At 62.1% G+C, this 13,695-nt stretch carries 7 protein-coding genes and 1 tRNA gene; 7 read left to right on the forward strand and 1 reads right to left on the reverse strand.

Going from position 1 to position 13,695, the window contains the following annotated elements; all coding sequences use genetic code 11:
• The first annotated feature begins 12 nt into the window (after positions 1-12).
• Positions 13-88, forward strand: a tRNA-Phe gene (locus ASE22_RS21725).
• Positions 89-589: 501 nt separating this feature from the next.
• Here ASE22_RS21725 and ASE22_RS21730 read toward each other — a convergent pair.
• Positions 590-1,867 (reverse strand): cation:proton antiporter, encoded by a 1,278-nt coding sequence (locus tag ASE22_RS21730; RefSeq protein WP_056364733.1) that lies wholly within the window; start codon positions 1,865-1,867, stop codon positions 590-592.
• 716 nt (positions 1,868-2,583) lie between these two features.
• Between ASE22_RS21730 and ASE22_RS21735 the strand changes: the two genes are divergently transcribed.
• From ASE22_RS21735 to ASE22_RS21765, 6 genes are all read left to right on the forward strand, one after another.
• Positions 2,584-3,816, forward strand: a complete 1,233-nt coding sequence (locus ASE22_RS21735; protein ID WP_056364503.1) for a metal-dependent hydrolase family protein — start codon at positions 2,584-2,586, stop codon at positions 3,814-3,816.
• Between the two features lie 40 nt (positions 3,817-3,856).
• Entirely contained in the window at positions 3,857-6,466 is a 2,610-nt protein-coding gene (locus ASE22_RS21745) for a helix-turn-helix transcriptional regulator (protein ID WP_082545887.1), read from the forward strand.
• Between the two features lie 181 nt (positions 6,467-6,647).
• Positions 6,648-8,828: a TonB-dependent receptor gene (locus ASE22_RS21750; RefSeq protein WP_162248231.1), complete on the forward strand. Its 2,181-nt coding sequence runs from the start codon at positions 6,648-6,650 to the stop codon at positions 8,826-8,828.
• Positions 8,829-8,866: 38 nt separating this feature from the next.
• Positions 8,867-9,871, forward strand: coding sequence for a zinc-dependent alcohol dehydrogenase family protein (locus ASE22_RS21755; RefSeq protein WP_056364510.1), 1,005 nt, complete (start codon positions 8,867-8,869; stop codon positions 9,869-9,871).
• Between the two features lie 48 nt (positions 9,872-9,919).
• Positions 9,920-11,950: a hydantoinase/oxoprolinase family protein gene (locus ASE22_RS21760; protein WP_056364513.1), complete on the forward strand. Its 2,031-nt coding sequence runs from the start codon at positions 9,920-9,922 to the stop codon at positions 11,948-11,950.
• Positions 11,951-13,684: a hydantoinase B/oxoprolinase family protein gene (locus tag ASE22_RS21765; RefSeq protein WP_200933189.1), complete on the forward strand. Its 1,734-nt coding sequence runs from the start codon at positions 11,951-11,953 to the stop codon at positions 13,682-13,684.
• Positions 13,685-13,695 lie beyond the last annotated feature (11 nt).

Genomic DNA, 13,695 nt, shown 5'->3' on the forward strand with positions numbered 1-13,695 from the left:
CAACGCGCGAGTGCCCAGGTAGCTCAGTTGGTAGAGCATGCGACTGAAAATCGCAGTGTCGGCGGTTCGACCCCGTCCCTGGGCACCATTTTTCTTCCTTTGACGGCGTGATGTGACGAGCCGGCTTCGGCGCGTCGCGATTGGCCGCAGGAATGCGGGGTTTTGCGCGCGGGCGGTGCATCTGGTGCAGTGCCGGGAGACGCTTTCAGACGAATATAGCCGGGCCTTTTTCGCGGTCCTTCTCGACCGCCCCCAATTTGGGGTCGGCGGATGCGATGCAATTGAGCGGGCAGAGAGATGCTGCCTTCTCTTCCGGCACGATGCTTGCCCATGAAATGGGCTCTTTAAGAAGGCGGCATATCGCAACTGCAGCTTGATGCGGATCGCATCGGCCGACCGCCTATTTCGCTTGGCGAGCCTATGACGCCCATCAACCCGCGTATTGGGTCTCCATCAGGTCGAGTTCGCGGATGACCGGGATTGCGACAAAGCCGTCGTTGCTGCTCAAAACAATGAATGACGGGTTTCAGACGAACCTGCATTTGCCTACCTCCCGATATCGACCAAGGAACGATAAGGCTTGGTCGATTTAAGACCGTCCCTCGCCCGCGTCCGGATCGCGTCCATGCTGTCGGTCGAGCATCCGCATGGCTGGGGTTACCGTCAGGCCGTGGAGCAGAATCGACAGCAGCGCGACCAAGCCGACTATCGCCCATAGCCGCGCACCCTCATCTATTTTCAGGTGGTTGAGGCCGTAGGCCAGATAGTAGAACGATCCCACGCCCCGGATCCCGAAAAACGCGATCGTTCTCTTCTCCGAGGGACTTGCCCTAAATCCCATAAGGGCGATCATACCGCTAACCGGCCGGATGATCAGCAAGATGGCTACCGCCGCCGCCACGTCCACCCATTGCAGTGGCCGGAGGAGACCGGTCATCAGCGCTCCGCCAAACAACAACAGCAGTACCATCATCGCAAGCCGCTCAACCTGCTCGGTCAGGTCGTGCATCTGCCGGTTGAACTCGTGGTCACGATGCGAGCGACGCAGCGTCAACGCGGTTACGAACACGGCCAGAAAGCCATAGCAGTGCAGCAGCTCGGTGACGCCATAGGATACGAAGGTCGCGGAGATAGCGATCAATCCGTCGCCGGTCTTGGATAGCCTTGTGTCGGCGGGAACGTGGAAGGTGAGCCACCCGAACAGTCGGCCTATCAACCATCCCCCGAGCACGCCGGCAAAAATCTCCCAAAGGACGTTGTGCAGCAGCCATTGCTTTGCCCATGGCTCGCCCGTCGTCGCCGCAAGCCCCAAGGCTATAGCGAGATGTACGAACGGGAATGCGAAGCCGTCGTTCAGACCTGCCTCGGACGTGAGGCCGAAACGCACATCATCCTCTTCTCCGGTCTTTGGCGGGCCGACCTGGACGTCCGACGCAAGCACGGGATCGGTCGGCGCCAGACTGGCCGCCAGCAGCAGAGCTACCACCCATGGAAGGCCTAGCCACAGCCCGCCGATGGCCGTGATGGCCAGGATGCCGAGAGGCATCGTGATGGCCAACAGGCGCCAGGTGATATTCCACTTTGCCCAGCTAAAAGGTCGGTCCAACTTCAGCCCCGCACCCATGAGCGCGATGATCACGACCAATTCGGTGAAACGTTCGGTCACCACGGGATAGCTGAGAGGCAAAGGCCGCAGCGTAACCGCCGGCACGGAGAATATAGCTACGCCAATACCGATGCACATGATGGGCAGGGACAGCGGAAGGCGCTTGAGGGCGAGGGGAAGCCAGGCCACCAGCGCTATCAGCAGGCCAGCGCCGATCAGAACGAGGATATAGGGGTCAGGCGTCGCGCTGATTTGCTGCATCGCCTCCCAACGATGGAACTGCCCCATCGGCTGCACGGTGCGAGACGGGATGTTGAACTTCGCCGGATCAGCCTGGCTCCGGACACCACATCGCCTCGATCAAGATTCTCCGTCACGCGCGCCACGGGATCTGGCTTGGCCCGCAGTTGGGTGTCGCGGTGACGACGTACATAACTGACGGCTCTCGGTAAAAGCCGACCTCCAGATAAAGACCCTGGAATGTCTGGCATGGGGCCGATACCCGACTGGCAGGTTTCAGTGCGGGATTTAGCGAAAACTGACGTTTGCGCATCCCGCGACTGGCGTGGCCCTTTCCGACCAAGAGCCGGTTGTTCAGATCATCCACTGCGAACGTCTGCTGCTGCCAGAAGCCGCCGATGTTATGCTCCGAAGCGAACCGTCAGAAAGGCGCCGTCTGATTCCAACCTTTCGGGACAGCGCTCCGACTTCCGAAAAGCTGGCGTCAAAGCTCCGCAAAAACAAAAGCCCTCGCTGACACCGTGACCTATCATCATTTCAGCGACCTGAAGGCAGTTTATACCGCATCCCAACTACCGGGCAGGTTTGGCTGCGATCATCATCCAAATCGCGTCAATGCGAGGGCTGGTATGTCGATAAAATACAATGCTGTATTGCATTTGGCATTTTGATAAATACAGCTCTGTCTTGAAGGGGCCGGGAGTCGCAGTGGCCAGAGACACATACGGAGGAAAGCGATGATCACCATTCTCGCAAACGCTCAAATTTTCGATGGCCTATCCGAAGATTTGGTAGAGGGGCATATCATCGTCGAGGGCGACTTCATCCGAGACGTCACTCGATCGCAACCCGCTATCACCGATGCACGCATTGTTGAATGCGGCGGCCGCTATTTGATTCCCGGCCTGATCGACGCTCATTTCCATACCTACACGCCAAGCTTCGACATCCTTCGAAACGATGCGATGCCGCCCTCGCTGCTGACGTCCCACGGGATCAAGATCTTGTCGGGGGCTCTTCATCGAGGTTTCACGACCGTGCGGGACGCCGCTGGTGGGGACATCGGTCTGCGGACCGCCATCGACCAGAAGGTCATCGAAGGCCCCCGCTTCTTCTTCTCCGGCAAGGCGATTTCCCAGACGGGCGGTCATGGCGATCCCAGGCCCGGCGACCGGTTCAGCCCGTGTGGATGCGCAGCGGGTTATGATGGTTCAATGTCGCTGGTGGCGGATGGTCCGGACGAGGTGCGCAAGGCGGTGCGCGAAGAACTGCGCAAGGGGGCGACGCAGATCAAATTGATGCTGTCCGGCGGCGTCATTTCCCCAACCGATCCCATGTGGATGCAGCAGTTCACCGACGAGGAAGTGCTGGCGGCGGTTCACGAAGCGGCCACGCGACGGACCTATGTGATGGCGCATGCCCATACCGACGATGCGATCAGGCGCTGTGCCGAGCTCGGTATCCGAACCGTCGAACATGGCACTGAGATATTCGAGGACACCGCGCGTTTGCTGGCAGAAAAGGGCACCTATGTGGTTCCGACTCTGGCGGTCGGCAAAGTGCTGTATGACCATGGCCCCCGTCTCGGGATGCCACCCCTCGCCTTGGAGAAGATCAGAGGGGTCGCCGACCAGACCGCGCAGTCGATCGGCAATTGCATCGCGGCAGGTGTCAAGCTCGGGCTGGGGAGCGACCTGCTATCGCATGAGTTCCACGGCTATCAGGGTGCCGAACTGGCGCTGAGGGGGCAATATCAGCCCGCGATCGACGTGCTGCGTTCAGCCACCACCATCAACGCTGAAATTCTTCAGATGACGGGTAAGCTCGGCTGTATCGCACCGGGCGCCTTTGCGGACATCCTCGTGCTTGAGAAGAACCCGCTCGAAGATCTTGCTGTCTTCCAGGCAGCCGAGCAATTCGCCCTGATCATGAAAGGGGGCGACATCGTCTCGACCTCGCTTAAGGTCTGATCGAGCGCTTGGTCGATCGTTAGAGGAGTTCCTCGATACCGTGGAGCAGACGAACCAGATTGAACGAAAAGAGCTCGGTGATCGGCTTCTAGGGCCGGGAGCGCCCCGCCTGACCTATATCAGCGCGATGGCGGGGATGGGTAAGTCGGCTCTTCTTCGACAGCTGGGTGCGCGGGCGATGGCGACCGATCATGTCGTCGCGCGGCTCGATCTCGTCCAGGCGGATCGCGAGCCGGCCCTGTTCTGCCATCGACTGCGGACGGTTCTTGGAATTCCATCCTATCAGGATCGTCACGCGGACCTTTCACCGGACACGGAAGCGATGATCCTTTCCCTGATCGAGGACATCGACCGGATATGTCCGACGGGCGCGCACGTTCACCTGCTGCTCGACGATTATCAGCACGCGCGGTCCGACCCGTTCGACAGTTTCCTTGGCCGATTGTTCGATGCCGCCTTGCAGTGGCGTTTCATCATCGCCGGGCGTGGCCCCGCGGGTTTTCCGCTTCGTCGCTATCGACAGAAGGAGCCGGTGAACCTGTTGCAGGATGATAGTCTCTGCTTCTCGCCGGAAGAGATCGATCGCTTTCTCGGCGAGCTACGCCGCAAACCCGAATTGAACGCGATTTTGACGCTTTCGAAGGGCTGGCCTGTTGCGGTGTCGATCTGCCAAGACCTGGTCGCGTCGGGCGACGACGATGTCGAGACCGGCATCCGTCAGGAACTGGCGCTCTATATCCAGGAAGAGATCGTTACGCCGCTCACCCCCGCGCTACGGCGCGCGCTGGAGCGATTATCGCTGAGCGAGACCATCGTCTCGGCCGCGGCAGAGCAGTTGATCGGTGCCGACATGGTCGAGACGCTCGGCCAACTGTCTGACGAGGGGCTGATCCGCGCATTTGCGTCAGTGGATGGCGAAGCCGGTTGGCGCATGAATCCACTTTTCCGAGATATAATCGCCTCCCGCTGGCGGGGGCGCGATCCGCTTCGCCATCTAGGGGCGGTGACGGCGCTGTTCGACCATGATCTGAAACTTGGCGATTGGGACGCGGCGGCCAGTCTATGCGCCGATCTCGACGACAAGTCGGGATTGTGGCCGATCATGGAGCGGGCCGGCGGCTGGATGCTGGTGGCCAGGATCGGCGTCGACCGGATGCGTCTCCTGATCGAAGGCTTGCCTTATGATCAATCCGACCACCGCCGGCTGAAGCTGGCGCAGGTCTATGTTCTGGCCCGATCGGGTCTGTTGGGCGAAGCTCGCCGCGTCCTGGAGGATGCAGAGCGACAAATAGCGTCGTCCGGCGTCGACGATGATCTGGCCGGAGAGATCGGGATCCATCGGGTTCTCGTCGATCTCTTCGAAAATCACAGAATCTCGGCGGCTGCGATCGAAGGGCTCGATGCGACTGCGAAGAGCGGAAATGTGGAAGATCCCATCATCGTGGCGTCGGCGGCCAACCTCCTGTGTGCCGCCTATTATCGAAACGGGGATTTCGAGAAGGCGCGCGATGCAGGACTGCGCGCGCTGACCTTGTGCCGGCATTATGATCTGCCCTTCCTATCAGCTTATGTTTGCACTTTCACCGCGATGTCGGAACTTCGTCTCGGACAACTGGACCGCGCGCGAGCGATCCTCGCGTCCATGCCGCGGGATGAAGCCAACCCCTCGCTGGCGGCATCGCTCGTCGACGTAGCGACGATTTTAAAGGCCTGTATTGCCTATGAGAGCGGTGCGGTGGGGGAGGCCCGGGATATTCTCCAGAACGCCTATGAGGACATCGTCGGAAGGGAAGGGTGGCTGGAGATCGGCGCCCTAGGATATTCGGCCGCTGCCCTGATCGCTTTTCAGGATGGTGATCAGGCACGCGCCCTCGACATATTGTCGGATGCGGGCCGTGCCGCCGCCGCCATGCAGGCACCGCAACTGGCCCTCTTGGCCCGGTGGCATGCGGTTTATCTGCTGCTGATGGCGGGCCAGGAGAAGCAGGCGGAGACAGCCATTCATCGGCTGCAATCGCAGGTGCTAGCCGACGAGGGCGCACAAGAGATGCTGTTGACGGTTCGGGTCATGCAGGCGCTCGTGGAGGCTGCCTCCAGCTTGGTAGCTAATGACGTTCGTGGGTGTCTCGATCAGCTCGATGCGGTCGGGACTCCCGATCTGGATGCCGATGTGCCGACGCGCGCGCGTCTGCTTTGCCTCAGGCTCTCCGCTCTAGCGCGCGACGGGGGCGATGGCGTGGCGGTGGATGCCATCATCCGGTCCCTATCGGGCCTGATACAGGACCAGGGCTTTCTGTCGGTGTTGATCGAGATGCGCCGCTTTGCGAGGCCGGCGCTGACGTGGTGTCTGCACCATGGCGTCCTTTCGAACGAGGCCCGCGCAGCGGCTACCGTGCTCCTGCAACGGATCGGCACGGCCGAGCCCGGCAGCGCCGCCGCGTCGCAGGACCTGAAACTCAGCCATCGGCAGCGACAAGTGCTCGTCCTGTTAGGCGAGGGAATGACCAACAAGGAAATCGCGGCGAAGCTCGCGCTGTCGGAGGGGACAGTGCGGGCCTACCGCCGCAATCTCTACAAACGAGCGGGCATTTCCCGGCGATCCCAAGCCATATCGATCATTCGGCAAATGGACCCGCGAACTATAGTCTGAGGCCATGATGCCGCCCCGATAATAGCGGGTTGGCGCGGCCCAACGATACCGACGCAACCATACTGCCGTTTTGCGGCATTGTGTGAGAGGCACCCTCCGACGACCCTATGGCCGAACCAAAAGGGCCGAAAACATCAGGGGGTCAGTGATGAGCAAGACGGGTAAGGGGATCAATCGGATATTGCTGCCGCTGCTGGCGGGCGTTGCCCTGCCGGCTGCTGCGCAGGCGCAGGATGCCGGGGTGCGGGCGCGCGGCGGCGCCGTGGGCCAAGGTGACGGTTCGGCAGACATCGTCGTGACGGCACGCCAGCGGCAGGAAACCCTGCAGCGCGTTCCGGACGCCATCACTGCTTTCACCGCGGCGAAGATCGAGAATAGCGGCATCCGCAAAGTCGCCGATTTCATGGCGCTGACGCCGAACCTGACCTTTCGGACCAATGAGTCCTTCCAAAATGGCGACATCCGTATCGCGATGCGCGGTATCTCGAACGGTCTGCTCGGTTGGCCGTCGGTCAACGTGATCGTCGACGGTGTGCCGGCTTCTTCGCTGCAGGAAATCGATGCAAGCGCGCTGTCTGACATCGAGCGGATCGAAGTGCTGCGTGGTCCGCAGAGCGCGCTCTACGGCGCCGGAGCGATCGCCGGAGCGATCAATCTGGTTACGCGTGCGCCGTCCAATGCGTTCGAAGGCAAGGCGATGGTCAGCTACGAGGAGGGTAATGACCTGCGGGTCGCTGCCACTTCCTCCGGTGCGTTGATCCAGGACAAGCTGTTCGTCCGTCTGAACGGCAGCCTGCGGGATAGCGATGGCCTCATCAAGAGCGCCAGCAACGGCATCAATCTCGATTTCGTCCGGCAGCAAACCGTCAGCCTGCGCGTGATCGCAAAGCCCGTCGATGATCTGCAGATCGATCTGCGTGGGGCGTATCTGCACGATCGCAGCGGCGCGCTCTATCAGGACAAGATCGCGACCGCCGATCAGATCAACAGTTTCGGCGGCAATACGCGTGCCAGACGTGACCATCCCGGCGTGCAGAAGCGCGACCTTTACCAGCTGTCGGCGCGAGTCCAGCTCGACACCGAACTGGGCACGCTGGCCTCGGTCACCGGCTATACCAGGCTGAACCAGCGGCTCGACAATGGCAGCATCTGCTATGACGATCCTAATGATCCCGCGGTGATCGCGACGCCGACCGTCCCGGGTTCGGACTGCATGTTCGCACCCGCCTTCGGCAATGCCGCGCAGCCGGGCGAAGTGATCGATAATGTCTATCTGTCCCGCGACCGCTATCGAACGCTCACGCAGGACGTTCGTTTTGTGTCCAATTCGGACCAGGCTGTTCGCTGGGTGCTGGGTGCATCCTATCTTCGCCGCAAGCGGGTCAACGGTTTCGATGCCGGCCTCACGATCGCGCCGACGGGAGCCTTCTTCAACATCTTCCCGTCCTGGGATCGCGGCAATGATCGCTGGTGGGGCGCCTACGCCCAGTTGTCGATCGATCTTGCCTCAAACATCGAACTGACCGGCGCGCTGCGATACGATGATCAGCGCTATCGGAACACGCGCTACACCGACAGCAGCCTGACCACGGTCCTGCCGGTTTTCGACGGCCAAGGGCAACTCGTGGCAACCCAGCAGCGCAGCAAGAATTCAGTCCAGCCCAAGGGACAGCTCAGTTTCCGGCCGACCGAGAAGGTGATGACGTACGCCACCGTCTCCAAGGGCTTCCGGGCAGGCTTCTTCAGCACCGGCAACTACACCGCAGCCGAAAAAACGATCAATTACGAGATCGGCCTGAAGTCGCAGGCGCTGGACAATGCGCTGACCTTTAACGCCGCGCTGTTCCATATCGACTATTCGAACCAGCAACTGTCGATCGGCATCGCGACGCCGCCCTTCCTCGTCCCCGTCACCATTCCCAAGACGAGAATCAATGGCGCCGAAACCGAGCTGACCCTCCGCGCGGCCCCCGGTCTCACCCTCGGCGGATCGCTGAGCTACTTGGACTCCCAGATTGTGGGCGGTGGCGGGCGTCCGCCTTACGCACCGAAATGGAGCGGCACGGCCACGCTCGACTATGTCCATGAACTGGCCACGGACCTGCGCCTGCGCTTCCATGCGGATGGCCGATGGAACGGGCCGATCTTCCTGGGACAGGCCGAAACCCAGCGCATCCCCGACAAGACCTTCGTGAATCTCCGACTGGGCGTCGAGTTCGATCGCTACCGGATCACCGCCTTCGCTCGGAACGCGCTGAACACCCGGCAGACCGAAATCGATCTGTTCCCCGTCGCGGGTGGCTTCGTCCGTGCCCGTAACAAGCCGCGCAGCCTGGGCGTCGAAGGTGTCGTGACCTTCTGACGTCGCTGCAGGAACCCTTAGTCGAGGAAGCCAAATATATGGCCAATGTCCTTCTCGTCGATCAAGTCGACGGCAAAAATGCGCTCGTCATGCGCGACGTCGACCCGGCGCAGCCGGGGCCGGGTGAGGTGCGGTATCAGGTTCACGCCTTCGGCCTGAACCGGGCGGACCTGCTCTACCTGGCCGGTTATCATTATACGCCGACGATCATCCCCAGCCGGGTAGGCTTCGAGGCGTGCGGGATTGTCGATGCGGTCGGCGCAGGGGTGACCGGCTTCAAGGTGGGAGACCGGGTCACCTGCCTCCCGATCGGCAAGCCGGTCTACAGCGTGGCCGGCGAGTTCGCGATCATGCCCGAGGATTTCCTGGCTCCGTGGCCGGAACATCTGTCGACGGAAGAGGCGACGAGCGCGTGGATGCAATATTCCACCGCTTATTACCCCTTTTGCGAACTGGCGCAGGTCGGCTCCGGCGATGTGGTCCTGATCACCGCGGCCTCGAGCAGTGCTGGTGTCGGGGCGATCCAGCTGGCCAAGCATCTCGGCGCGACGGTAATCGCGAGCAGCCGCACGACCGCCAAAGCGGACTTTCTGCGGCAGGTCGGCGCCGATCATGTCGTGACGCACGATTGCGGTTCCTTGTCCGACCAGATCGCGGCTCTGCCGATCGAGGGGCGCCAGCTGTCCATGGTCTATGATGCGGTCGCCGGACCGGCGATCGCATCTTATGCCGATGCGCTTGGCCCGAAGGCTCAGGTCTTCATCTACGGTGCGCTCAGCGGCGAACTGACGATCGAGTGCCCGATCCTGCCGCTGATCCGGCCCGGCGCGAGCATCCATCTCTATTCGTTGCTGAACATGTTCCCCCAGCCTGGCGCCCTGCAGCGGGTGAAGGACTATCTTGGACCATTGATTGCGGACGGGAGGCTCCGTCCGCTCGTCGACCGGGTCTTCCCGTTCGAGGAGGCCTTCGCCGCCTTCGCCTATCTCGAGGCCGGCGACCAGAAGGGCAAGGTCGTCGTGAGAACCAAGTTCGCCGAATAATCGGGCGATCGCGCCCAACATATTGATCCTATTTCGAACGGAAAGACGATGAGTACGAGAATTGGCGTCGACATCGGCGGGACCTTTACCGACCTGGTCTATTATGACGACAGAGATGGCAGCGTCGTGGTCGCGAAGGTGCCGACGACCCCGGCTTCGCCCGAGCAGGGGTGCATCAACGCGATCGAAACGGGGGTGCCCCCGGAGATTCTGACCGATGCCCGCTATTTCCTCCATGGCACGACGGTCGGCCTCAACGCGCTGCTCGAGCGCAAGGGGGCGACGATCGGCATGCTGACCACTGCTGGTTTTCGAGACGTGCTGGAAATCAGGGATGGTTCGCGCGGCGAACCTTACAATGCCTATTGGCGACCGCAGCAACCGCTGGTCCGGCGCGAGTTGCGACTGCCTGTGCGCGAGCGGTCGACCTATGACGGGCGTATCGAGGTAGACCTGGTGGAACAGGATGTGGTCGATGCGCTCGCCCGCTTCCGCGAGGCTGGCGTGGGCAGCGTCGCCATCGTCTTCCTGCACAGCTATGCAAACCCTAGGCACGAACTGGCGGCGGCGAAGCTGCTGAGGGATGCCGGTTTTGACGGGCATATCTCGCTCTCCCACCAGGTGTCGGGGGAATATCGCGACTATGAGCGCGCCAGCACCACGGCGATCGACGCTTTCGTGCGTGCCCGCATGGCCGGTTATCTGAACCACATCAGCGACACGCTCGATGCCAAGGGTTTCGATGGCACGATGCTGATGACCCGGTCGGGCAGCGGTTCGATGACGTTCGCCGAAGCGCAGGATCGGCCTTTCGAGACGATCATGTCCGGCCCCGTCGCGGGAGCGGAGGGGGCGGCCGAACTCGCCAAGCGCTGGAACCTCCCCAATCTGATTACCGCCGATGTCGGCGGGACCAGCTTCGACGCCTGCCTCATCGTCGGAGGTCGACCGAAGCTGCTGCACAGCGGCGAGGTCGCTGGCATGCCTATCCAGAGCGCCTGGATCGACGTGCGCTCGATCGGTGCGGGTGGCGGTTCGATCGCCAAGGTGGATGTCGGTGGCTTCCTGACGGTCGGTCCGGAAAGTGCGGGAGCCCAGCCGGGACCGGCTTGTTACGGACGAGGCGGCGATCGCCCGACCGTCACCGATGCCGTCTTCTATCTGGGGATGTTGGGCGAAGGCGCCTTGGCGTCGGGCCTTCGGCTTGATCGCGAGGCTGCGGGGCAAGCGATCGATACACTGTCGGGCGCGCTCGGCTATTCAACCGAGCAGACGGCAAAGGGTATCGTCGCGATTGCGGCCGGCCATATGGCCAATCTGATCCGCGAACTGACGATCGAGCAAGGCATCGACCCCCGCGCGTTCAAGCTGCTGCCCTTCGGTGGAGCGGGCCCGATGATGGCGACGCAGATCGCGCGCGAGCTGGGCATAGGTGACATTCTGGTGCCGCCGCACGCGGGTAATTTTTCCGCTTGGGGTCTTCTGGGCGCCGACCTCATGCGCAGTCGCTCGCTGACCCGGGTGATGCCTCTGAACGATCGCGCGATGAAGGAGATCGACGCCGTGCTGGCCGGGTTGATCCCCGAATTGCGCAACGACGCATCTTTGAAGGCGCAGGACCTTGGCGATCAACTCGAAGTCGCGCTGGAACTCCGTTTTGCTGGTCAGGAATATACGCTCTCGATCAAGCCAGAGATCTCCGACGGCCAACTGGCGACATCGTTGGAAGGCGTGAAGAGCCTTTTCGTCGCCGAGTATGAGCGCCGCTATGGCATCTCCCTCGGCAATGAGGTCGAACTGGTGACCATAAGAGTGTCCCGGCGTCAGGAGTTGCCACGTCGCAAGGAGCAGCACGTCTATGAGCCCGGCGGTGGCGCGACCAGCGGTTCCTATTACTCCTTCGCCGAGGATCGGCGCATGGACTTCGCCTGTGTCCAGCGCGGCGACATCACGCCGCTGGAGCGCTTCCCCGGACCGGCGATCGTCTACGAGCCCACCACCACGACCTACGTCGATGCCGATTTCACCTACGGGATCGATGCGACGGGATGTCTCTTGCTCCAGCGAATGGAGAAGTAAGTGAAACTGCACAACAACACGCTACGTCAGGTCTATGTCACCCGGCGCCCGGAATCGACCGCCGGCCAGGCGGAGCGGGCGGATGCCGTCACCACCCAGATCCTGCGCAACGCGCTGAACTCGGCGGCCAATCAGATGAAACGGGTCCTGATCCGGACCTCCTTTTCGCCGACGATCTACGAGGCGCTCGACTTCGCCGTCGCCATGTACGACCGCGAGATCCGGATGCTCGCGCAGGCGCCGACCCTGCCGGCTTTCACGGGGACGATGAGCTTCTGTGTCGAGGCCGCGATCGAGGGCGCCGGTGGAGCGCAGGCGCTCGATCCCGGCGACCTCATCATCTACAATCTGCCCTACGGCACCGGGTCGCATGCGCCCGATGCGGCGATCGTCATGCCGGTGTTCCACGATGGCGAACTGGTCGGCTATGTGGCGGCCAAGGGGCATCTGTCCGACATCGGTGCCAAGAACCCTTATTGCAGCGATACCACCGACATCTTCCAGGAAGGCGTGATCTTTCCTGGGATCAAACTGTATCGCCGGGGTGAACTGGTCGACGACGTGATGCGGATGATCCTGGCCAACAGCCGGGCTCCGCAGGCCGTGAAGGGCGACGTCATGGCCGAGATCGCCTGCTGTCATGCCGGTGCCGAAGAGCTGCTTCGGGTCATCGAGCGCTTTGGTCTGCAGACCTTCAGGGACTGTACCGAGCGGATGTACGAGCATGGCGAAGCGATCGTTCGCGACTTCATCTCGCGGATTCCGGATGGCCGCTACAAGGGCGTCAGCTATCTCGACAACGATGGGATCAGCGATGACCCGATCAGTTTCGAGGTGGAACTGGTCATCGAGGGCGATGCGATCACCTTCGATCTTTCTGGCGTCCCGGACGCGAACCGTGGCCCGCTGAACTGCCCCTTTCCGTCGACGGCGTCGGCGTGCCGCATCGTCATGGCGATGCTCGCCGGCAACGAGGCCAGCAATGAGGGGCATTTCATGCCGCTCCAGATCATCACCCGTACGGGGTCGATGTTTCATCCGGTCCAGCCCCAGCCCTGCTTCATGTATGGCTGGCCGTTCAACTCGCTGGTCGAAGCACTGTTCGAGGCGCTGTCGAAGGCGCTTCCCGGCCAGATACCGTCCGGCAGTGCGGGTGACATCTGCGGCGTGATGTTCTGGGCGTTCGAGGAGTCCCGGGGGGAACTGCTCGTCGCCGCCAATCCTCTGCCGGTCGGTCTGGGCGCCTTCCCGCGCGCAGACGGCTCTACGATGTTCGTGCCCGCGCTCGCCCAGTCGAAACTGCCTTCGGCCGAACTTCAGGAAACCAAGTGGCCGTTCATCCAGTTCGAGAGCTGGGAACTGGCGCAGGATTCCGCCGGTCCGGGGCAGTATCGCGGTGGCCTCGGCTGGGACATCTCCTACCGCATGTTGCGTGACGTCGGCATGATGACCGTGATCGAACGGACCAAGGAGCCGTCCTGGGGACAGGGTGGGGGGCTGTCCGGGCGGACGAACAAGGTGGTCCTCCAATATCCCGACGGGCGGATGGTGCCCACGACCAAGGTGACGGGGCTGGACCTGCCCAAGGACACGGTCGTCCATGTCCATGCGGGCGGGGGCGGGGGCTATGGCGAACCAGCCAGTCGCGATGCCGATGCCATCCGTGCCGACCTGCGCGCCGGGCTGCTGAGCGAGGAAAGCGCCCGCGCGATCTATCCTCACGCTTTCGCGTGATCACCCCGTCC

Origin of the sequence: Sphingomonas sp. Root720 (assembly GCF_001428605.1) — a bacterium.
Classification (GTDB): domain Bacteria; phylum Pseudomonadota; class Alphaproteobacteria; order Sphingomonadales; family Sphingomonadaceae; genus Rhizorhabdus.

What these genes read in the sequence shown, in the direction of transcription:
- ASE22_RS21735 (WP_056364503.1), top strand. Translation starts at nt 2,584, where the DNA reads ATGATCACCATTCTCGCAAACGCTCAAATTTTCGATGGCCTATCCGAA.
- ASE22_RS21730 (WP_056364733.1), bottom strand. Translation starts at nt 1,867, where the DNA reads ATGCAGCAAATCAGCGCGACGCCTGACCCCTATATCCTCGTTCTGATC.
- ASE22_RS21760 (WP_056364513.1), top strand. Translation starts at nt 9,920, where the DNA reads ATGAGTACGAGAATTGGCGTCGACATCGGCGGGACCTTTACCGACCTG.
- ASE22_RS21755 (WP_056364510.1), top strand. Translation starts at nt 8,867, where the DNA reads ATGGCCAATGTCCTTCTCGTCGATCAAGTCGACGGCAAAAATGCGCTC.